Source organism: Parafrigoribacterium humi, from assembly GCF_040227205.1.
Lineage (GTDB): Bacteria > Actinomycetota > Actinomycetes > Actinomycetales > Microbacteriaceae > Parafrigoribacterium_A > Parafrigoribacterium_A humi.
Genome location: NZ_JBELOA010000002.1, coordinates 250,782 through 271,442, shown reverse-complemented (window position 1 = coordinate 271,442; position 20,661 = coordinate 250,782). Strand labels below are relative to the sequence as shown.

The 20,661-nt window shown below is 65.2% G+C and carries 20 protein-coding genes and 2 tRNA genes; 1 reads left to right on the top strand and 21 read right to left on the bottom strand.

Annotated features, from left to right (window positions below; all coding sequences use genetic code 11):
* Positions 1 to 27: 27 nt before the first annotated feature.
* The 7 genes from ABUA28_RS05595 to ABUA28_RS05565 form a co-directional block, all read right to left on the bottom strand.
* Positions 28 to 1,275 (bottom strand): redoxin domain-containing protein, encoded by a 1,248-nt coding sequence (locus ABUA28_RS05595; RefSeq protein ID WP_349902958.1) that lies wholly within the window; start codon positions 1,273 to 1,275, stop codon positions 28 to 30.
* Complete coding sequence (locus ABUA28_RS05590; protein ID WP_349902957.1) at positions 1,262 to 2,122, bottom strand: cytochrome c biogenesis CcdA family protein; 861 nt, start codon at positions 2,120 to 2,122, stop codon at positions 1,262 to 1,264. The genes ABUA28_RS05595 and ABUA28_RS05590 overlap by 14 nt, the downstream gene beginning before the upstream one ends.
* A 334-nt stretch (positions 2,123 to 2,456) precedes the next feature.
* Entirely contained in the window at positions 2,457 to 3,284 is an 828-nt protein-coding gene (locus ABUA28_RS05585; RefSeq protein WP_349902956.1) for a hypothetical protein, read from the bottom strand.
* A gap of 43 nt (positions 3,285 to 3,327) precedes the next feature.
* Positions 3,328 to 4,302 (bottom strand): hypothetical protein, encoded by a 975-nt coding sequence (locus tag ABUA28_RS05580; RefSeq protein ID WP_349902955.1) that lies wholly within the window; start codon positions 4,300 to 4,302, stop codon positions 3,328 to 3,330.
* Between the two features lie 91 nt (positions 4,303 to 4,393).
* A tRNA-Ile gene (locus ABUA28_RS05575) sits at positions 4,394 to 4,470 on the bottom strand.
* Between the two features lie 27 nt (positions 4,471 to 4,497).
* Entirely contained in the window at positions 4,498 to 5,736 is a 1,239-nt protein-coding gene (locus ABUA28_RS05570) for a glycosyltransferase (protein WP_349902954.1), read from the bottom strand.
* A 65-nt stretch (positions 5,737 to 5,801) separates the two neighbouring features.
* Positions 5,802 to 6,746, bottom strand: coding sequence for a DMT family transporter (locus ABUA28_RS05565; RefSeq protein ID WP_407075415.1), 945 nt, complete (start codon positions 6,744 to 6,746; stop codon positions 5,802 to 5,804).
* Positions 6,747 to 6,785: 39 nt separating this feature from the next.
* Here ABUA28_RS05565 and def point away from each other — a divergent pair, with 39 nt between their 5' ends.
* Complete coding sequence (def, locus tag ABUA28_RS05560) at positions 6,786 to 7,352, top strand: peptide deformylase (RefSeq protein WP_349902953.1); 567 nt, start codon at positions 6,786 to 6,788, stop codon at positions 7,350 to 7,352.
* Between the two features lie 2 nt (positions 7,353 to 7,354).
* Here def and ABUA28_RS05555 read toward each other — a convergent pair whose 3' ends face one another.
* The 14 genes from ABUA28_RS05555 to ABUA28_RS05490 all read right to left on the bottom strand — a co-directional run bounded on the left by ABUA28_RS05555 (position 7,355) and on the right by ABUA28_RS05490 (position 20,511).
* Entirely contained in the window at positions 7,355 to 7,660 is a 306-nt protein-coding gene (locus ABUA28_RS05555; protein WP_349902952.1) for an AzlD domain-containing protein, read from the bottom strand.
* Positions 7,657 to 8,418, bottom strand: a complete 762-nt coding sequence (locus ABUA28_RS05550; protein ID WP_349902951.1) for an AzlC family ABC transporter permease — start codon at positions 8,416 to 8,418, stop codon at positions 7,657 to 7,659. Before ABUA28_RS05550 ends, ABUA28_RS05555 begins: the two co-directional genes overlap by 4 nt.
* 40 nt (positions 8,419 to 8,458) lie before the next feature.
* Positions 8,459 to 9,370, bottom strand: coding sequence for a sensor histidine kinase (locus ABUA28_RS05545; RefSeq protein WP_349902950.1), 912 nt, complete (start codon positions 9,368 to 9,370; stop codon positions 8,459 to 8,461).
* A gap of 106 nt (positions 9,371 to 9,476) precedes the next feature.
* A complete protein-coding gene (locus ABUA28_RS05540) occupies positions 9,477 to 9,818 on the bottom strand; it encodes an SHOCT domain-containing protein (RefSeq protein ID WP_349902949.1) in 342 nt (113 codons plus the stop codon).
* A 125-nt stretch (positions 9,819 to 9,943) separates the two neighbouring features.
* Positions 9,944 to 10,609, bottom strand: a complete 666-nt coding sequence (locus ABUA28_RS05535; protein WP_349902948.1) for a response regulator transcription factor — start codon at positions 10,607 to 10,609, stop codon at positions 9,944 to 9,946.
* Complete coding sequence (locus tag ABUA28_RS05530; RefSeq protein WP_349902947.1) at positions 10,606 to 11,871, bottom strand: sensor histidine kinase; 1,266 nt, start codon at positions 11,869 to 11,871, stop codon at positions 10,606 to 10,608. Before ABUA28_RS05530 ends, ABUA28_RS05535 begins: the two co-directional genes overlap by 4 nt.
* Before the next feature lie 123 nt (positions 11,872 to 11,994).
* Positions 11,995 to 12,067 (bottom strand) — tRNA-Asn (locus ABUA28_RS05525).
* 64 nt (positions 12,068 to 12,131) lie between these two features.
* A complete protein-coding gene (locus tag ABUA28_RS05520; RefSeq protein WP_349902946.1) occupies positions 12,132 to 13,130 on the bottom strand; it encodes a lactonase family protein in 999 nt (332 codons plus the stop codon).
* Entirely contained in the window at positions 13,130 to 14,041 is a 912-nt protein-coding gene (locus tag ABUA28_RS05515; protein ID WP_349902945.1) for a D-isomer specific 2-hydroxyacid dehydrogenase family protein, read from the bottom strand. The genes ABUA28_RS05520 and ABUA28_RS05515 overlap by 1 nt, the downstream gene beginning before the upstream one ends.
* Positions 14,042 to 14,120: 79 nt before the next feature.
* On the bottom strand, positions 14,121 to 14,960 hold the full coding sequence (locus ABUA28_RS05510; protein ID WP_349902944.1) for an ATP-binding cassette domain-containing protein: 840 nt from the start codon (positions 14,958 to 14,960) through the stop codon (positions 14,121 to 14,123).
* Positions 14,961 to 14,971: 11 nt separating this feature from the next.
* Entirely contained in the window at positions 14,972 to 16,654 is a 1,683-nt protein-coding gene (locus tag ABUA28_RS05505) for an ABC transporter ATP-binding protein (protein ID WP_349902943.1), read from the bottom strand.
* The gene (locus ABUA28_RS05500; RefSeq protein ID WP_349902942.1) at positions 16,651 to 17,670 is read right to left on the bottom strand and encodes an ABC transporter permease; all 1,020 of its coding nucleotides are present in this window, start codon (positions 17,668 to 17,670) and stop codon (positions 16,651 to 16,653) included. The genes ABUA28_RS05505 and ABUA28_RS05500 overlap by 4 nt, the downstream gene beginning before the upstream one ends.
* A 1-nt stretch (position 17,671) precedes the next feature.
* Positions 17,672 to 18,769, bottom strand: coding sequence for an ABC transporter permease (locus tag ABUA28_RS05495; protein WP_349902941.1), 1,098 nt, complete (start codon positions 18,767 to 18,769; stop codon positions 17,672 to 17,674).
* 110 nt (positions 18,770 to 18,879) lie between these two features.
* Positions 18,880 to 20,511: an ABC transporter substrate-binding protein gene (locus ABUA28_RS05490; RefSeq protein ID WP_349902940.1), complete on the bottom strand. Its 1,632-nt coding sequence runs from the start codon at positions 20,509 to 20,511 to the stop codon at positions 18,880 to 18,882.
* Between the last annotated feature and the right edge of the window lie 150 nt (positions 20,512 to 20,661).

The window sequence follows — 20,661 nt, the reverse complement described above, 5'->3', positions numbered from 1 at the left end:
ATGTATAGTGCTACATCGTGAAGGACATCAGCCGCCGAGGGTGTCGAGTTTCTGCAGTGATGGCTGGAGATCCTCCAGCACGTAGGCGAGTTGCGTTTCGGTGAAGAGCCCCGGATGACGAATGGCAACCTTCCCGTTCGGATCGAGGATCACAGTGAAGGGCAGGTCTGCCACCTGGAACGATCCGCTCACCTTCCCGGTCGCATCGTTGCCGACGGGATAGTCGATGCCCGTCGTGGCCGCGAGCTTCCGGCCCAGAGCGGCATTGTCTGCGACATCGACGCCCAGGAAGTCGACGGCGTTCCCATACATCGCGTGAACGGCCTCGAATCCGGGAAGTTCCGTGATGCACGCGGTGCAACTGCTCGACCAGAAATTGAGCACCGTGTAGTGCTTCGGGTCCGCGGCGGTCGAGACCGATCCCGAGGTCATTAGCGCCGGGACCGACATCGGTGCGGGAGACGATCCGAGCCCGCCGCTCACCTCCGCCGGCGGACCGGACGTTCCGCCCACCGCGAATCGCTCCGATCGCGGCAGGAGGGACGCCGCGAGCTGTGCCATGTCGTGCCCGTAGATCTCCGAATTTGCGGAGGTGTTGCCGAACCCGCCGATCCCCGCTTCACGGCCCTGGGGGTCGATGTAGAACACCTCGGCGCCGTGCTCCACCGTCTTCGCCTGGCCATCGTGTGTGATGGGCACTTCGTACGCGTCTGCGGCATCGCCCAGCTGCTTCGGCGTTCCTGTGCCGAAGTACCAATTGGCCGTGTGGGTCAGGCCGTGGCTGTTCGTCCAGGCCTTGACGTCCGAGACCTTCGGATAGTACGAGTTCGCGTTGATCGAAACGAAGGCGACCTTGTTCTGGTGCGCGCCGAGGTCGTGATTCGCCGCGACGACGCTCTCGGCCAGAAGCGTGCAGAGATCTTCGCAGCGATCGTCGTTGAAGGTGAGCACCACGGCACGTCCCCTGAACTCCGCGAGGCTCATGGGTCTCCCGCGCTGGTCCGTGAGGTGGAACTCCGGCATGGCCTGGCCGGATGCGGAGAGCGGGCTGAGCTCGAGCATCGAGGTCACGGAGGCGCTGGCATGGAGTCCGGACACCGCGGAGTTCCCGGCCGCACCCGACGGTGAGTTGCCCGAGAACAGCACGGCGGCGAGAGCCACGACCAGCGCGATCGCGCTCGCCCCATACGCGATCCACATACCGCGGGAGGTCGCGGGCGACTTCCGCGGTGCAGGTGGAGTCGCGCGCGTTCCTACCGGGTCAGGTTCCTGCATCGATCGTGCCCTTCTTGTTGCGATTTCGTGTCGTGCGGCTGACGATCGCGACTGCCGCTGTCGCTGCGACGACCGCGACGCCCAGTATTGCGCCGAGCATCCTCGCGTTGCCGTCGATCATTCCCTGGATGCCGGAGAGCCAGCCATCGATTCCGCTCGACATCGCGGACGCGATGGCGGGGTCGAGCCAGACGCTACCCCAATAGACCACCAGGTATCCGCCGACGAGTATCCCGATGCTGCCGGCCACGATCGGGAAGTACCGAGTCACCCGAGAGAGTCGGCGCAGCACTCCCGTTCCGGCGATGCTCGCGAGCACACTGGCCGCTGTCGTGAACACGCCCATCCCGAGCGCGTATGCACCAAAGGCACCCAGGCCTGCGGCGAACCCGCCACGGGTGAACGCGCCCGCGATTCCCGCGAGGAAGATCGGGAGGGAGCAGCTCAGGGAGCCGACCGCGTATGCGGCGCCGAATCCAAGCATGGCGACGGGGCCATGACCTTCGGCGAACCGCATCACCGGCAGCGGCAGCCGCACCGTTCTACCCGCGACCTCGAGAATGCCCACGGCGAGCAATCCGAGTCCGAACAGGATCATGAACTCGGCCACCCACGGCGCGACAACGGCAGCACCGGCGGCGGCAAGCAGTGCCGCGACCGCGAACACCGCCACGAATCCGACGGTGATCCAGAATCCCGCAGCGAGGGCGCGACCTATTCGAACGACAACGCCGTCCTCGGCTGGACGAAGGAACGACGCGAGGAGCGCGGGAAACAGGGGGAAACCGCAGGGATTGAGGAGAGCGACGAGGCCGAGCGCAAAGGCATACCCCACGACGTCGCTCATCGTATTTGCCGGCCGCCACCATCGCCTGGAACATCGCACACTCGCATCAGGGCACATGCTACGCCGCGATTGCAGAGAACTCGGTGTGAGTGTTCCCCGCCACAGCGGCCCGAGTGCGAGTGGGGCGGACGGGACTTGAACCCGTGACCGACGGATTATGAGAACGGAATTGAACCCCTGCCGACCTACCGCAGAGCCCGCCGCTTAGCGCCGAGTAGGCCCGCTCTACCCAGGCTTTTCGGGCCAACCTGACCCTCCGGCGCAAGGCAGCCCGGTCACCCCCGGTACACCGCGGATCGGCTCGGTCAGGCGTGGTCGGAGTGCTTTCGGAGTGTCACACCAACGGGAGGACTGCGGCTTCGTTCTCGAAGAAGGCCTGCTCCTCGGAATCGAGAAACCACTCTGCCGAGACGAGGATGTAGGCGATCTGGTACGCGTAGACAGCCCCCGTTAGTTGGGTTCCGTCAGAGTACGCGGGTGTCTCGGGTATCCCGATGTAGTGAAGCAATCCTTCTTGGTGTCCAGCCGAGATTATCGCTGCATGCGCCTCAAGCGCTGCGACGCTCCGACCGATACGGAATGAAACGCCTGGACAGCGAGAACTGCCGTTGAGGAAGTCAGCCAGAGCTGGGGGTACAGGTAGGCCCTGCGTCGCGAGCATGCACCCAAGTTGCTTTCCAAAGTATCGAGCGAGCGAGATCGTCTGATTGCGCCATTCGGAGCCGTAGACGCTCGTCCACTCGATCTGATCCAGCGCCCAGACCGTGCAGATATTGGCCTGCACGTACTCAGAGAATCGGTCGTACGCCCGATCGAACGGCTGACTTCGGTGCCCGTTGCACGTCGCACACAAATTCATGCCCCACTTCACCTCGTCACCGCGCTTCAGACTGCGGAGAGAGTCCTCGTAGTAAGGGCTCGACTTGAACACTTCAGATGGAGTTCCACTCGCCCCATTTGCTGTTGAAATGCGGCGAAGTTCGCTGGCCTTGTACTTATGTTCGCGAGTAGTCGCAGTGTCGCCACACCACCAGCAGGCTGCTGACGGAGCGACTCGAAGCGAATCGATCGCGGAGTCACGATACTCAGGCACATTGCCAGTGTGCCCGACATCGACCGCCGCGTCGAACCGGAGGTCGCGCTGGCGACCGTCGCGTGACATGTCGACCGCCCACCATGCCGAACGTGCGGCGGGCGGTCGCTGTCTACGGAGTAGGGAGCGGGTCGTACTCCGCCAGCACCTCCGCGACTGTTGCGAGACAGTCATCGACCTCGGCAGGTGCGGGAGTCCAGCCGGCATGCGCCGCCTTGTTCCGTGGCCCAGCGATCTTGTCGGCAACTCGGCTTACCAGGCTTCGCGAACTCGGAGGCACAAGCTTCTCCATGAGCCTGAGTTTCTCTGCGATACCAGTGAACGGTCGCAGGGTAGCCTCGATCTGATCTGTCGAGAGGTGATGATTACTGAAGAACCGAAAGAGCGCTCGCTCAACAGCGACCTCCGCTGCGGTCGCGGCGTCAATCACTTTCTGCCTGCCGTTGGTCCAAGGCAGGCCACGTGCCCGTCTCAGCATGTCCCAGGACAGTGAGGGGCTCTGGCGACGATTCGCGAAGTCGGCGGCAGCGCGGAGCAGGTCCGAGGAGGCATACGGCCCGGACGTACCATCGCCACGGTGCTCATGCAGAACACCCCAATTGCCCCAGCCGTAGTGCTGCCCAGGTTCGAACTCGCCTCTTCCCTGCGTGCGAATGCCCGTACTCGGCCATTGGTGCTGATTGAGACCCTGGGTCGTCCAGAGTTCAAGCCAGGAGTAAAGCCGCGAGTACCACTGGTCAAATGCGTGACCGAATCTCGCACCGGCGACGTTCATTTCGTGACGGCTCGGACCTGTCGGATTCCACACAATGACGATTTTGTGAATGGCCATGCTGATGACACGGTCGTCGTGGGTCATGCGGTGGGTGCAGGCCCAGGGGTCACGAGGATCCCAAGGCAGGCTCTGCAGGGAAGCGGCAGCCGAAGGATGGGGCAGGAAAACGGCGCTGTTGGGTCGGCCATCAGGAACAGGGAAGCCGATTACGTAGGCCTCACCGTCAATATTCGCCTCGATCTCGATCCCTAGACATTCCGGCTCAACCTCTAGCGCTGGAATAAGTCGGACACTGACTTCGGGTGCGGGCATCGTGAGTCCATTCTGCTCCGAGGATCGCGCGAGGTGGAGTGTTTTCGCTTCTGGACTCTCCAGCCATACACCCAAACTCGCCCGAAATCATTGGTGGGGCGGACGGGACTTGAACCCGTGACCGACGGATTATGAGTCCGCTGCTCTAACCAGCTGAGCTACCGCCCCGTGTCGCGCGTGGAGTCAGGAGACCTGTCAGGAGGCCTGCTCGTCGAGAGACACGTCGGTGACGGGATCCGTCACCGACTCACCACGATACAGGCTCTCGAAGATGCTGATCGTGCGCTGGATGTCGTGTGCCGCGATGTATTTGAGGCTCGACTTCTTCATGCGCTGGAGTTCATCTTCCGGCAGCGTCAGAACGTCCGTGAGTCTGGCAGACAGGTCGCTCGCGTCGCCGGGTTCGAAGAGGTACCCGTTCTCGCCGTGGTGCACCAGGTGCGGCAGTGCCATCGCGTTCGCGGCGACAACGGGAAGCGCAGACGCCATCGCCTCCATTGTCGCGATCGACTGCAGCTCGGCAATCGACGGGATGGCGAAGACGGTCGCGCGCGTGAGCTCCGCGCGGAGCTCCTCATCGGGGACGTGGCCGAGGAAATCAACCCGATCGGCGATGCCGAGCTCCCGCGCGAGCTGCTTGAGCTGGTTCATCAGATCGCCGCCGCCAACGATGTCGAGCTTTGCGTCAAGCTTCGGGTCGAGCGTCGCAAAAGCGCGAAGCAGCACGTCGATGTGCTTCTCCCCCGTCACGCGGCCGACGAAAACCACGCGATTCTCGGTGCGCTTCGCAAAGTTCGGCGTGTAGAGACTCGCGTCGATGCCGCAGGAGATGGCGTGCACCCCGCGAAGGCTGGTCTCGGCCTCGAGGAAGTCCGCTGCCTTGCGGCTCGGGGAGGTCACGGCGTCACACAGCGCAAAGGTCTTCGCCGCGTCGTTCCAGGCGATCTGAATCGCCTTGCGCCTCAGGAACCGGGGAAGCAGGGTGTGCTCAATCATGTTCTCGGGCATGAAGTGGTTCGTCCCGATGACCCGGATCCCGCGCTTGGCCGCCTGGCGTGCGAGGCCCCTGCCCACGACGATATGCGATTGGATGTGCACGACATCCGGCTTGATCGCATCCAGAAGTCGGGCAGCGTGTGCCTGACTGCGCCACGGAAGTACAAACCTCAGCCAGTCGTGAGGAAACCAGCGCCAGGAGTAGATGCGATGCACAGTGAGAGTCGCACCATCGTGCTGCTCCTGAAAGTCGCCGTGGAAGCGATTGAACGCGGGCGCCTCGACGTGAACGTCGTGACCGCGCTCTGTCAGTCCTGCGGCGAGCCGCGATGCAAAGTTCGCGGCACCGTTCACATCCGGTGGAAAAGTATCGGCACCGATCAGTACGCGCAAGGGCTTCGACGACGTCGAAGCGGCACTCTGCGGGGATTCAGGCAAATTCGTGAGTTCCCTTGACGTGGTTGGTTATGGGGGGGGTGAGGTCGAAATTGACTCTCGTCAGTTTAGCCGCGCGACTGGGGATGATGTTTGGCCAACTGGAAAACCCCGTACACGGCGATTGCTCCGGAGACGATGAAAGCCAGGATTGCCCAGAGCGGCGCACCGGCAGCCTCCTGCAGCACCACGACGCCGATGCACACGGCCACGATCGGATCGATCACCGTGAGGCCCGCAATCACGAGATCGGGCGGCCCGGAGGCGTAGGCGCTCTGTACGAAGTATCCGCCGAGTGCGGTCGCAGCCAGGAGCGCAACGATGCAGATCATCGTGAGCCATTCGAAGCCGCCGGCATCGGACCCGAAGACCAGGAGCGTCTTGATCCGGTCGATGACGACCTTGGCGAGCGTCGCGACGAATCCGTAGAGCACGCCCGCGCCGACGATGTAGATGATTGCTTTGAAGCGCTTCCGCAGGAAGCCGAATGCCGCACCGAATGCAATGGTGACCACTCCGAGGATGACCAGGATGATGACGAGCTGGCTCTCGCTCACCGGGCTGGACGTCGCGGTGAATGCCGCAATCGTCACGAACAACGCCACGCCCGCGACACAGAAGGTGATGGCTCGGATGGCCGCCCAGGTGAGCGGGATGTCCGATACCCGCGAGTTCACCATCGCGGTGATCACGAGTGCGGCGGCACCGAGTGGCTGCACGACGATGAGCGGCGCAAGGATCAGGCTGCTGAGCTGGAACACGATCGCCAGGCCGAGCAACAGGGTGCCCATGACCCAGGAGGGACGTTTCAGCAACTGCAGCATCTGGTGGAGACTCAGCGCGTTCGATGCGCCCGCAGCCTCGTTGTGCGCACCGACCTTGCCGACGCCGCGGTGCTGGAACTGGGCACCCAACGACAGGAACATCGCACCGACGAGAGCGATTGGAATACCCAGGGCCTGGTTGGGCGTGAGCGACACCGCGTGGGTCAGCTCCATGAGGTCAGGCGGCACCCAACGACCCTATCGCTGTCGTCACGATAATCTTGGCGAATGGCCGTTCTTCCCATTGTTATCACGGGCGACCCCGTGTTGCACTCGCCCGCTGCCAGGGTCACCGATTTCGGCAAGAGCCTGGTCACTCTCGTCTCGGACATGTACCAGACCATGGCCGCGGCCCCCGGCGTCGGCGTCGCTGCGCCGCAGGTCGGCGTCCCGCTGCGCGTCTTCGTCTACGACTGGACCGACGACAACGACGTGAGGTGGCGCGGAGCCGCCATCAACCCGGAACTCTGGGTGACTCCACCGTCGATCGACGAGCTGGACGAGGAGAGCGAGTCAGAGGGCTGTCTCTCGATCCCGGGCGAACGCTTTGCCCTTCGACGCTCGGATCTCGCCATCCTCCGTGCGGTCGACCTGGATCAGAATCCGTTCGAAATCGAGGCCAGTGGGTGGCTCGCGCGCATCTTCCAGCACGAGTTCGACCACCTCGACGGGCTGTTGTTTGCCGACCGGCTCGCTCCGGCCGAGGCCAAGGCCGCCAACAAGGTGATCCGCAAGAGCGGTTGGGGCGTCCCCGGCCTGAGCTGGCTGCCCGGAGTCGATCACCCCGAGGGCTAGCCCTACACGAACGCCCGGATCAGCGCGGCAGTCGCGGCCGCGGCGATCACCACGAGGATGAACGGCACCCGCAGGGCGAACAGGCCCGCCGCGACGAGAAGCGCGGGGATCCGCGCGTCGACGGCCAGACCCCGACCCTGGCCGAAGGTCTGCACTCCGATGAGCGCCGCGAGCAACGCGACGGTCAGAAGATTCGCCACGCGTGAGGTCACCGGTCGCTCGAGCACGGTCTTTGGTACGAGGTAGCCGCTCACCTTCAGTGCCAGACAGGCGAGCGATGCGATGATCACGATCTGCCACAGGGTCATGGCGCGTCCCCTCCCGCGTGGCTGGCGGGTGCCGGCGCGATGTGCGGCGGGTCGTTCCGGGCGTCGGGAACCTCGTCCGCACGACCGAACCAGTTGAAGATGCCGACCAGGATCGCGACAACGCTCGCGACGAGCACGGGGAGACCGGGCATGAGCACTGGCGTGAGCACAACGGCAATGACGGCGGCTGCCGCCGCGACCGCGATCGGCTGGAGTTGCCGCAGCCGTGGCCACAGCAGGCCGAGGAAGGCGGCCGCGGCAGCGGCATCCAGACCGTATTGCCGCACGTCTCCGAGGGCATCGCCGATCAGCCCGCCGATGAGCGAAGTGAGGTTCCAGCCGACGAAGACCGCGACGGCCGTGACCCAGAATCCGATTCGCTGTGTCCTGAGTGTTGTCTGCGAACTGGCTACCGCTGTCGACTCGTCGATCGTCACCCAGGCTGCCGCCAGCCGCCTCCACCACCGCCCACCGATGATCGGCGCGATCCGGACGCCGTAGATCCCGTTGCGGATGCCGAGGATGGCTGCGCTCGCGATCGCCGCCGGACCAGCGGCCACGCCGCCGGTCGCGATCACCCCGACGAGCGCGAACTGCGATCCCCCGGTGAACATCAGCAGGCTCATCACGCAGGTCTGCCAGATGTCGAGCCCTGCACCCACCGCAAGCGCGCCGTAGGATACACCGTATGCCGCGGCCGCGAGGCCCACGGCGAGGCCGGCACGGATCGCCGCGGCATCCTCTCTACTTCGCGTCACGACCGTGCACGATCGGGAGAGCGGATGCGTCCGGTCGCACTCAGCGCTCCAACTTGACGCCGTGAACGCCATTGTCATAGCGCAGCGCGGGGAACACCGCGGAGACCGAGAATCCGACGCCGGGCACGGAGTAGGCCTTGAAGATGCCGCCGTAGAGCTCTGCACGCTCGCGCATCTCGGTCATACCGGGTCCCGTGATGACCTCTGTGAGCGCGTTGAGGTCCTCTTCGAAGGTGTAGCTGCGCTGTTGTGCGAGAGCGTTGGGGTCGACCCCCTGACGTCTGGCCTCCGCACGAACTCCGTCGTCGTCGACGAGCAGCTGGAGGCCCTGTTCCGTCCAGGTGAACGAGACCTTGACCTCGGTGCCCTCTCCCCCGTATTTGAGCGCGTTGGAGAGCGCCTCCTGCAGGATGCGGTAGACCGCGAGCTCTGCTCCGGCCTGAAGGTCGAACCGGTCACCGCTCTCGACGAAGGTGAGCACGAGACCCGCATCGCGCATAGTCCGGAAGAGTTCCCGAACGGACTTGAGGCGCGGCTGGGGCGAAACATCCGCTTCGCCCTCGCGCACGACGGTCATCACGCGCCGGAGATCGGCGAGGGTACCCCTGGCGGTCTCGGCGATCGTGGCGGCCGTGCGGGCCGCGGCGCTGGGATCGGAGGTCGCGGCGTACCGCGCACCATCGGCCTGCCGGATGATGACGGAGATCGAGTGCACTGCCACTTCGTTGAGCTCGCGCACTATGCGCAGCCGCCCGAGCTGCTCCTGCAGCGCGATCTCGGCGTCGGTCAGTTCGTCTTCGGTGTCGAGGTGGTCGGACCTCAGGTTTCTGCGCCGTTTGCCCGAGAGCAGCCACAGCACGAGAAAGAGCACGGCCAGCACGAGAAGCACCGCCGCAATCGACGCAAACGTCACGGTGAGGAACAGCGAGTTGTCGCGCAACCAGTTGTCCACGCTCTTCCCCTCCCTGAGCGCCGACGGCCGCAGACGCGCCTGTAGAGGATATCGCGAAACGGTGGCACCGGAGGATTCGGGTGCCACCGTCTGCGCTGCCTGTGAGCTAGGCGACAGGAGGCCGCTGCGGGTTGTTCGCCCTGAGCACCTCAAGGCGAGCACGGTATTCCTTCTCGTCGATGTCGCCCTGTGCAAAGCGCTCCGCGAGGGTGGCCTCGGCGGAATGGCTTGGCGTGCCCCAGGCACCAGGATGGCCAAAGCCTCCCATGGCGTTCCAACGCGCTCGACGCCAGCGACGGCCGAAGATGCTGAACAGGACGACGAAGACGATGATCCAGAAGAGCGGGATGAGCAAGAACAGGAATCCGGGTCCACCGCCCCAGGGGCCGCCCCAGTGGGCCATGGTGTCGGCGAAAGCTGCCGCGGGCTGAGTGAGTGACGAAAGCACGATGATTCCTTTCCTTCGCGGTTCCGGCGGAACCTGCACTCATAGCCTCGCGTCAGTGGGCAATCCCGGAATCTGCCCAGGGGAGTCTCATGGCTACGCCGACGGGAGCATCCTGGCGAGGTTCGCTACTCCTGGTAGCCCGCCCGCACGAGCCCCGTCTCGTAGGCGATGACAACGAGCTGCACCCGGTCTCGCGCTGCGAGCTTCGCCATGATGCGCGACACGTGAGTCTTCGCGGTCAGCGGGCTCAGGAACAGGGTACGGCCGATCTCCTCGTTGGTGAGGCCACGACCGACAAGGCCGAGCACCTCCTGCTCACGCTCGGTCAGCACGCCCAGCTGGCTCGCATCCGGTGCCTCCTTGAGTGCGCCCGCGACACGCTCCAGCAGGCGCCTCGTGACGCCCGGCGACAGCAGGGCTTCCCCCGCCGCCACAACGCGGACGGCGCGGATGAGTTCGACCGGCTCTGTGTCTTTGACCAGGAATCCGCTCGCGCCGGCCCTGATCGCTTGCCCGACGTACTCGTCGAGCTCGAAGGTCGTGACGATGACGATGTGGGTGCCGACGAGTGATGCATCGGCGACGATCCGCTCCGTGGCCCACAGCCCGTCCCCGTCCGGCATGCGGATGTCCATGAGTACGACATCCGGCTTCTCGCGCGTCACGAGGGCAAGCGCCTCGGTTCCCGTCCCGGCCTCGCCGACCACCCGGATGTCCGGCTCGGCCTCGAGCAGCGAGCGGAAGCCGCCGCGGATCAGCTGCTGGTCGTCGGCGATCGCGACACGGATCATTGGACTTCCCCCGTCGTGGACACCGGTATCTGGGCGAGCACGCGAAAGCCGCCGCCGGGAACAGGCCCGGCTTCGAGCGTGCCGCCGAGCAGTTCTGCCCGCTCGCGCATGCCGAGCACTCCCCTGCCGCCGGAGTCGTGCTTCGGGGCGGTCGGACCGACGCCATCGTCCTGTACGGCAAGCTCGTAGACGCCGTCTTTCTCGGTCAGTGTGACAGTGGCAGACGACGCGGAGGCGTGGCGCAACACGTTGGTGAGCGATTCCTGGGCAATCCGATACAGGGCCAGCTGCATCGCCGCAGGCGGTGGAGAGGCCAGGTGGTTCCGAACATCCACGCGCGGCCCCTGAGCGGTGACGGATGCCGCCAGTGCGGCGAGTCGAGCGAGGTCGGGCTCCGGAACGAGCGGCGCACTCGGGTCTGCACCGCCTTCCGCGCGCAACACCCCGAGCACCGCGCGCACCTCGTCGAGCGCTGTCTTGCTCGACTCCTTGATGCTCGCGAGTGCCTCTGCTGCCTTTTCCGGCTGCTTGTCCATGAGATGCAGTCCGACTCCGGCCTGCACGTTGATCTGGCTGAGTGAGTGAGCGAGCACGTCGTGCAGCTCGCGCGCGATTCGCACGCGCTCCGCCTGGACCTCGGACTGCTTGCGCCGGGCTATGCGCGCGGAGATCTCGGCGAAGCGTTCTCGCCGGCTTCTGATGCCCTCGCCGATGCCCATCACGAGGAGCACGCCCAGGGTGACCCCGACCATTCGCACCGGCTGCCACGTCACGCCGATGAGCAGGCCGAGTCCGAGCGTGGCCACCCCACCGACCGAGACGGCGATCCAGGCCCAGATCCTCGCCCCGCGCACGATCGCGGACACCAGTGCGAAGGCCAGTGCGATGTACGGGGGCCCGTCACTGCCGAAGTGCACCAGGAGGTCCGCGGATGCCGCAGCAGTGACGAAGGCTACAACGGGGCCGGGGAAGCGGCGCGCGGCGGTGAGCGCGAGCGGGCCGACCACCGCGATGAGCAGGCCGAGGGTCAGCTGAGGCAGGGCGAGATGCGCGAGCACAGGGTGTCGTCCGGCCACACGCCAGACGAAGAACGCGGCGGGCACCTGCACGAGGAACGACACAATGACCGGAAGCCAGAGCCTCGCCGCCCTGGAGAATCGGCCCCGATGCCGTGGTCGCTCGAGGTAGTGTTCCAGCCAGGGATCGCCGTGCCAGTCGTGGCCTCCGCGAGCATCGTCGAGGTACTCACCGTGGCTGGGCATGAGTCGATCGTAATGGCGGGCCTCGCGCGCGGCATCCGCTTCACGGGGTCGTGAGCGTACTCCCGTGGGAGTAGCGACTTCCGCCGAATTTCGCGGGACCACCGGGAACAAGAAAGGTACTTGCTCCCCGACTTGGACTCGAACCAAGAACCTGCCGGTTAACAGCCGGCTGCTCTGCCAATTGAGCTATCGAGGATTGCTTTAACAGCTCTGCTACTTTACCAAAGGTTGCGACCGGCCCAAACCCACCGGCGCCACGATCAGCTCGCTGGCAACAAATAGGTCGGGGTCGGAACCACCTCGGGCGAGCCTACCGGAGTCGGGATGCCCGTGCTGACGTCGACGCGAAAACTCGTCACAGTGCTCGAACGTTCGTTGGCCACGTAGAGCATGTCACCGACGATGCACAGATTGCGCGGCCAGTCGCCGCCGCAGTCGATCGCGGCAATCGGACTGAGCGTGGCGACATCCACGATCGCGATGCGGTTGGAGCCGCGCAGACCGGTGTACAGGTACTTGCCCGAGTGGTGAATGACGAGCCCGGCCCAGTGGTCGCCATCGACTCCCTCGACAACCGACGGCCCGGAGCGCACGGTGCTGCCGTCGTCGGCGAGCTCAAAGATCTCACCGCTCAGCTCGCCGATCAGGTAGATGCGACCGTCGGGTGCGACGACGAAGTCGCGCGGCCCCGTGCCCGGAGGGAACGACACCGAGGCGATGCGGTCGAGCGACCCGCCCTCCCAGCGCTGCACGTGCACCTGGTCCGTGCCGAGGTCAGCACTGAGCACCACGGATGCCGTGACGAGCGTCGAGTGGGCGTGCGGCCCGTCCTGCGCGGGGTGCGGTCCGCTCCCGCTGCCGGCGAGACTCTGGTGGATCGGCCCGATCGTGCCGTCCTCCGCGAGCGGAAAGACATCGACCGTGCCGCTGAAGTAGTTCGCGACGTACAGCCAGTCGTCCGTCGCGCTGATCTGGCAGGGCAGCTCACCACTGGTCGGCTGGCCGCCGAGAGTGACGAGGTCATCGCCTTCGCGCCGAAACGCGTTCACCGCGGCGCCCGCCTCATCCGTGGCATAGACGAGACCGGCGCGAGTGCCGTTCGTGACGAAAGACGGGCAGGAGGTACGTGCCGCAAGCCCGAGGTACTCGAGGCTGCCATCGCTGGAACGTGGCGCGAGTCGCCCGATGCCCTCGCTCGCTCCGTCCATCTCCGCCGTGTATGACCCGGCCCAGAACAGACCTTCTCGTTCGGTGGACATCAGTAGCCTTCCTTGGGGTCGACCACACCGACGAAGCGGCCGTCGCCGAGGAACGCTTCGACGTTGGCACGAATGCGCTCGGCCAACAGCGGCGCTGTCATCTCGGGCGTGTCTGCGCTGTGCGGCGTGATGATGAGGTTGGGGGCATCCCAGAGCGGATGGCCGTCGGGGAGGGGTTCCGGATCGGTGACGTCGAGGCCGGCGCCCGCGATCGTGCCGGACTGGAGCGCGGCGACCAGGGCATCCGTGTCGACGAGGCCACCGCGGGCGATGTTGACGAGCACTGCGGTCGGCTTCATTGCGGCGAACTGATCCGCGCCGATGAGCTGTGCCGTGCCTGGCGTGAAGGCCGCGGCAACAACGACCACATCCGCCTCGGGCAGCACCTCGAGAAGGTGGTCGCTTGTGAGCGTACGCTCGGCACCCGGCATCGGCTCCGCGCTGCGCCGCACGACGGTCACGTGCACGCCGAATGGTTCGAGCAGCCGCAGGAGTTCGACCGTGATGCCGCCCGCACCGATGATGATGACGTTCAGTCCGAAGAGCGAGATGCCCTCCTTGACCGGTGCCCAGCTCCGGGCGACCACGTGCTTCGGAAAGCCCCGCAGGAGCGCGATGGCGAGCCCCAGTGCGTGCTCGGCCACCGGCTGTGAGTACGCCCCCTTCGCGCTGGTCCAGAGCGGGAGATCCCGGCCCGCGTACGAGGAGAGCACCCCGGCAAAGGCATCGACCCCCGCCCACGGCAGTTGCACCCAGCCGATGCCTGGGTGCTCATCGAGAAGGGTTACGAGATCCGTAGCGCTCTTCGAGGAGAGCCAGATGACACCACGCGTCTCGTCGGAGAGCTCCGACACCTCTCCCCCGCCCGCCCGCACCGCATCCGCGAAGACATCCTTGGGTCTCGGGAGCACCGCGATTGGCCCTGGAGCGGGTCTGCGCTCCTCGGCAACGGGGTGGACTGCCGTCCCAAGGACGGCGTGATGCTGTTGATTAGTCGACAAATGAGGCTTTCCTTTTCGCTTCGTCGGGCCGCTGCTCCGTCAGCGCCTGGAGATATGGATGATGCGGACCACCTAGCACTTCGCGCGCTGTGCCCAGTCCCACGATAATGCCCGACTGCATCACGGCGAGCTTCGAGGAGAGTCGCCCGATGTCCGAAAGCGAACTGCTCACGATCACCGCGGCCATCCCGCGCTCCACGCGCCAGCTCTCGAGCGCCTCGAACACTCCGGCACGCACAGCCGGGTCGACGCCGCGAGCGGGTTCGTCTGCGATGAGGAGCTTCGGCTCGAGCACAAGGGCGCGCGCGAGTGCAACTCTCTGGCGCTGCCCGCTGCTCAGCTCGTATGGGAGCTTCTGCATGAGGCCGAGCGACAGGCGCATGGCGTCGACCGCAGCCGCGACCGCGGCGGCAGCCTCCCTGCTGGAGAAGTGCCTGTCTCTCGAAAAGATCGGCTCGGCGACGTTCTCGGCGACGGTCAGCGCGGGGCTGAGCCTCTCCGCGCCGTCCTGCGGCAGATAGCCGATGTTGATCGTGAGCCGGTCGCGCCTGCGTGTCGAGACGTGCCGCAGAGGGGTTCCAAGCACGGTGAGCGATCCGCCGCTGATCCCAGGTGTGCCCTCGCCGTGACGTCCTCCGTGGGCGCGACCGGCGAGGGTCATCGCGAGAGTCGACTTGCCGGATCCCGATTCCCCGATCAGCCCGAGAAACTCACCCTTGGCGACGGTGAAGCTCACGCCGCGCACCGCGACGAAGAGCGACGGGATGCCGTTGGAACGATAGTGAATGGACAGGTCGCGCGCCGCGACGGCGGGTTCGACTCGGGCCACGACGTACCTCCCTAGTCGGCTTCACGCAGCAGGCGGAGCGCCTCGCGGCGCTTCGCCTGCTCTCGAGGGTCCGGAACCGGCAGCGAGGCCAGCAGTCGCTTCGTGTACGGATGCTGGGGGTTGCCGAGCACGTTTGCTCCCGTACCCTCCTCCACCAACTCGCCGTGGTACAGCACCGCGATACGGTCGGCGAGCAGGTCGACGACCGCGAGGTCGTGGCTGATGAACAGCGCAGCGAATCCGAGCTCCTTCTGGAGCTCGGCGAACAGCTCGAGCACCTTGGCCTGCACCGAGACGTCGAGCGCGCTCGTCGGCTCGTCCGCGATCAGGAGCTTCGGCTTCAGCGCGAGCGCCCTCGCGAGGGAGGCGCGCTGCCGCTGTCCGCCGCTCAACTCGTGCGGAAAGCGATCGCCGAAGCTCTTCGGAAGCTGTACAGCCTCGAGCAGTTCATCCACCCTTGCGCGGGCGCCCAGGGCATCCCCGGCCTGGCCGTGCACGAGCAGCGGCTCAGCAACGCACTCTGCGATCGTCAACAGGGGGTTGAAGCTCGTCGCCGGGTCCTGGAACACGAAGCCGATCTGGCTGCGCACCGGGGTGAAGTCGCGTTCGCGGAATCCCCGCATCTCGTGGCCGAGCACGGTCAGGGACCCACCCGTGACCTTCGTGAGTCCGGCGATCGCACGACCGATAGTGGTCTTGCCCGAGCCGCTCTCTCCGACCAGGCCGAGCACCTCGCGCTCCCCGATCTGAAAGTCCACGCCGTTCACGGCCCGGAAGCCACCACGTCCGAGCCTGCCGGGGTACTCGATCTCGAGGCCCCGTGCGGACACGAGGATCTTTGACTCAGTGAGAGCCCGCTGGGCCGCACGCTCCTGGGTGCGTGCGGTGCCTGAGCCGAGATACGGAACCGCGGCGAGCAGGCGCTTGGTGTAGTCGTGCTTCGGGGCGGTGAAGAGACTTTCGGCATCCGCCTCTTCGACGAGTTTGCCCTGGTACATCACCGCGACCCTGTCTGCGAGGTCTGCCACGACGCCCATGTTGTGGGTGATGAGAACGATCGCGGTGTCGAACTCATCACGACAGCGGCGCAGCAGGTCGAGGATCTCCGCCTGCACGGTCACGTCGAGCGCGGTGGTCGGCTCGTCCGCGACGATGAGTTCAGGGTCGAGCACGAGTGCCATGGCGATGACGACGCGCTGCTTCTGTCCACCCGAGAACTGGTGCGGGTAGTAGTCGACGCGCGTGGCCGCATCCGGAACGCCGACCTTGTCGAGCATGTCGATCGCCTTGGCCCTGGCCTCAGCACGCGAATACCTGCCGTGTGCGCGCAGGCCCTCCGCGATCTGCCAGCCGACCGTGTAGACCGGGTTAAGTGCGGTGGACGGCTCCTGGAACACCATCGCGGCGCCGGTGCCACGAATCTCGCGCAGCCGCTTGTGGCCGATCGTGACGACGTTGTCCTTGCCGAAGAACACGGCGCCGGATGCCGTCGCCGTCTCCGGGAGCAGGCCCAGGATCGTCTTCGCGGTCACGGTCTTGCCGCTTCCGCTCTCGCCGACGATGGCGAGGACCTCGCCGGCCCTGACCGCGAGACTCACGCCATCGACGGCGCGGACATCACCGCCGTCGGTCGCAAACGTGACGGAGAGGTCGTCGATCTCGACGGCGAGATCGCCCTTCGTGAGGTTGCTCATGCCCGCGTCTCCAACTCGTCGTTCTCCAACTCGTCGCTTTCGAGCGCGTCGATCGTGCCGGGCGCGCTCGTGGCTGCCGCCCGCCTGCGGGTTCGCAGTCGTGGATCCGCGAGGTCGTTGAGGCTCTCACCGACCAGGGTCATGCCGAGCACGATCAGCACGATCGCGAGCCCGGGGAAGACGGAGGTCCACCATATCCCCGCGGTGACGTCGGAGATCGATTTGTTGAGGTCAAAACCCCACTCCGCCGCCGAGGTCGGTTCGATACCGAAGCCGAGGAACCCGAGACCCGCGAGAGTGAGGATCGCCTCGGATGCGTTGAGCGTGAAGATCAGCGGAAGGGTCCTGGTCGAGTTACGCAGCACGTGCCGGAACATGACCCGCGCGGAACTGGACCCGATGACCTTCGCAGACTCGACGAAGGCCTCCGACTTGATCCTGACCACTTCCGAGCGCACGACCCTGAAGTACTGCGGGATGAAGACGACCGTGATCGAGATCGCCGCAGCGAGGATGCCGCCGAACAGGTTCGACTGCCCACCCGAGATCACGATCGACATCACGATCGCGAGCAGCAGGGACGGGAATGCGTAGACCGCGTCACAGACGACGACGAGCACGCGATCCAGCCAGCCGCCGAAATATCCCGAGACGAGTCCGAGCAGTACACCGGCGAAGATCGAGAGCACGACGGCGACCACGATCACGAGAGCCGCGGTCTGCGCCCCCCAGATCACGCGGGAGAGCACGTCATAGCCTCCGACGGTCGTCCCGAGCAGATGGTGCTCGGACGGCGGCACCTGGGCGCCGAACTGGTGTCCGTTGGCATCCACGAGCTGGTTGAAACTGTACGGGGCAAGCAGGGGCGCGAAGATCGCGGCAATCAGGAAGACGCTGCAGATCACGAGGCCCGTGACGAGCATCCCGCGCTGCAGCCCAACGCTCTGCTGCAGCTGGTGCACGACGGGAAGCCTCGACCAGAGGCTGCGCCTGGGCGTGAGAGTGGTCGCCGTCATCTCAGTACCTCACTCTCGGGTCGATGAGCGCGGCTATGACGTCCACGATGAAGTTGGTCACCGCGACGATCACCGCCAGGAGTGCGACGATGCCCTGCACCGCGACGAAGTCCCGAGCGTTGAGGTACTGCACGAGCATGAAGCCGAGACCCTTCCACTCGAACACCGTCTCGGTGAGCACCGCGCCTCCGAGGAGCAGGGCGACCTGGAGACCGATCACCGTGATGATCGGGACGAGGGCGGGCTTGTAGGCGTGCTTGCGCACGAGCCGCAGCTCGCCTACGCCACGCGAGCGGGCGGCATCCACGTAGTCCATCGAGAGAGTGCCGATCATGTTGAGTCGCACCAGGCGCAGGAACACGCCCGCGGTCAACAGCCCCAACGCGATCCCGGGCAGAACGGCATGGATGAGCACGTCTCCGACGTCGTTCATGTTGCCCGAGTTGATGGCGTCGATGAGATGGATACCCGTGGGGTGCGGGAGAAGTTGGAGATCGAGCTCTGTTCGAGTGGAGGCTCGTCCCGCAACGGGGAGCCAGTCCAGCCAGACTGCGAAGACGAGTTTGAGCAGCAGCCCGGCGAAGAAGACCGGGGTGGCGTAGAACAGGATCGCCAGGACACGCAGCACGGCATCGGGCCACCTGTCGCGAAGGTAGGCGGCAAGCATCCCGAGCGGAATGCCGACGATGAACGCCACGATGAGGGCGTAGAACGCGAGCTCGAGCGTCGCGCCGCCGTAGGTCAGGAGGATCTCGGAGACGGGACGATGATCGCTCAACGTCGTGCCGAAGTTGCCCGTGAAAACCTTGCCGATGTACTCGAAGTACTGGATGAAGATCGGCCGGTCATAGCCTGCCGCATGGATGCGCGCCTGCAGCTGGTCCGGGCTGAGCCGGCCACCGAGCGCGGCGGTGATCGGGTCACCGATCAGGTGCATCAGGAGGAACACCATCGAGACGAGGATGAACACCGTCGGGATGATCAGAACGAGTCGTACGAGGATGTATCGCCCGAGCCTGCCACCCCCCGCGCCGGACTTCGTGCCCTTGCGTCTGGGCCGGACCGCTGCGGGCGGGTCCTGGGTCACGGGTGCAGTCATGGTTGCCAATCTTCAGATGGTGGGCCCGACGAAAGGGGCGATCCGCGTTTCCGTGGACCGCCCCTTCCTCGCAACGGCCACAGTGATTGTAGCCGGTGCTCTTTGAACGGTTACTTGCTCAGGACTCCGAAACGGAACTTGAAGGATGCGTCGAGTGTCTTGTCCACGCCCTTCACGTCCTTGCCGGACACCGCAACCTGCGCGCCCTGCAGCATCGGGAGCGTGGACAGCTGGGCCGCCACCTTCTCCTGGATCTGCTTGAGCTCATCCAGTCGCTTGGCATTGTCCGTCTCGACGGCCTCCTGCTTGATCAGCGTCTCAACTGCCGGGTCGTCGTAGTGGTTCTTCAGGAAGTTGTCCTTGAGGAAGAACGGCGACAGGTAGTTGTCTGCGTCGGAGTAGTCCGGGAACCAGCCGAGCTGGTACATCGGGTACACGTCGGCCGAGCGGTCCTTGGAGTACTGCACCCACTCGGTGGACTGCAGGTTAACCGTGAACAGCTTGCTCGCCTCGAGCTGCGACTTGATCTGCGCGTACTCGTCACCCGAGGATGCACCGTAGTGGTCCGGGTTGTACTGCAGGTTCAGGGTGACCGGGGTGGTGACTCCGGCATCCTTCAGCGCCGCGGTTGCCTTGTCGAGGCTCGGACCGCCGTTGCCATCGCCGTACAGCGACTTCAGGGGCTCGGCCGCTCCGGGCAGACCCTGGGGAACGTAGGAGTAGAGCGGCAGGTAGGTGTCCTTGTAGACCTGCTTGGCGATCGCGTCACGGTCGATCAGGTCGGCCATGGCCTGGCGCACGGCAAGAGCCTTGGCCGGGTCGGCATCCGGAGTCGTCGCACCGTACGGCATCGTGTTGAAGTTGAACACGATGTAACGGATCTCGCCACCGGGGCCGGTGTGGACCTTCACCTTGTCGTCCTTGCTCAGGCTTTCGATGTCGGTCGCCGACAGGCTGCGGGTTGCGACGTCGATGCCGCCCTGCTGCACCTCCAGCTTCATGTTCGACTGGTCCTGGAAGTACTTCAGGTTGACCGTTGAGGTCTTCGGCGTGCCGAGGACGCCCTTATAGCCGTCGAAAGACTTGAACTGCACGAGCTCGTTGAACTTGTAGCTCGCGATCGTGTACGGCCCGGCGAACGCCTTGTCCTTGACGATCGTGGCGTCGCTCGTCACGGAGTCAGGCGAGAACGACTGCTCGTCGACGATCGGGCCGGCGGGGCTGGACAGGATTTGCGGCCAGATCTGGTCGTTCGCCTGCTTGAGGTGGAACACGACAGTGGTCGGGTTCTTCGCCTCGGTGCTGTCGAGGTTGTAGAGCAGGCTCGACGGGCCGTTGTCTGCGGCGATCTTGAGCTGGCGGTCGAAGGAGAACTTGACGTCCGACGAGGTCAGGTCGTGGCCGTTGGCGAACTTCAGGCCCTTCTTCAACACGACGGTGTACTCGGTGGGCGAGGTGAATTTCGCCGACACGGCGATGTCGGGCTCGACCTCTGCGCTGCCGGGCTTCGAGTTCATGAGGAACGGGAAGACGTTGTTCATGATGAAGAACGAGCCGTTGTCGTACGAACCGGCTGGATCGAGCGTCGTCACCTTGTCGGTGGTACCGACGACGAGCGATCCATTCGAGCTGGTGCCGCCGGAATTACCACCGGCGGAGCAACCGGACAGGACGAGCGTCGCGACGGCGACACCTCCCAGAACGGTAAGCGCTCGCTTACGGATTGTGGATGCGGATGTCATATCTGCCTCTCTGATGAATGCGAAGACCACCGCGGCGCACGAAAAAATCGTGCGCCGTGTCGTGCTGTATGAATCCTTGGTAACACAAAGAAGCTTCACTCGGCGAATCCCACGCGATTCCGTTGTGCAATGTTTATGAGCGTCTAGCAC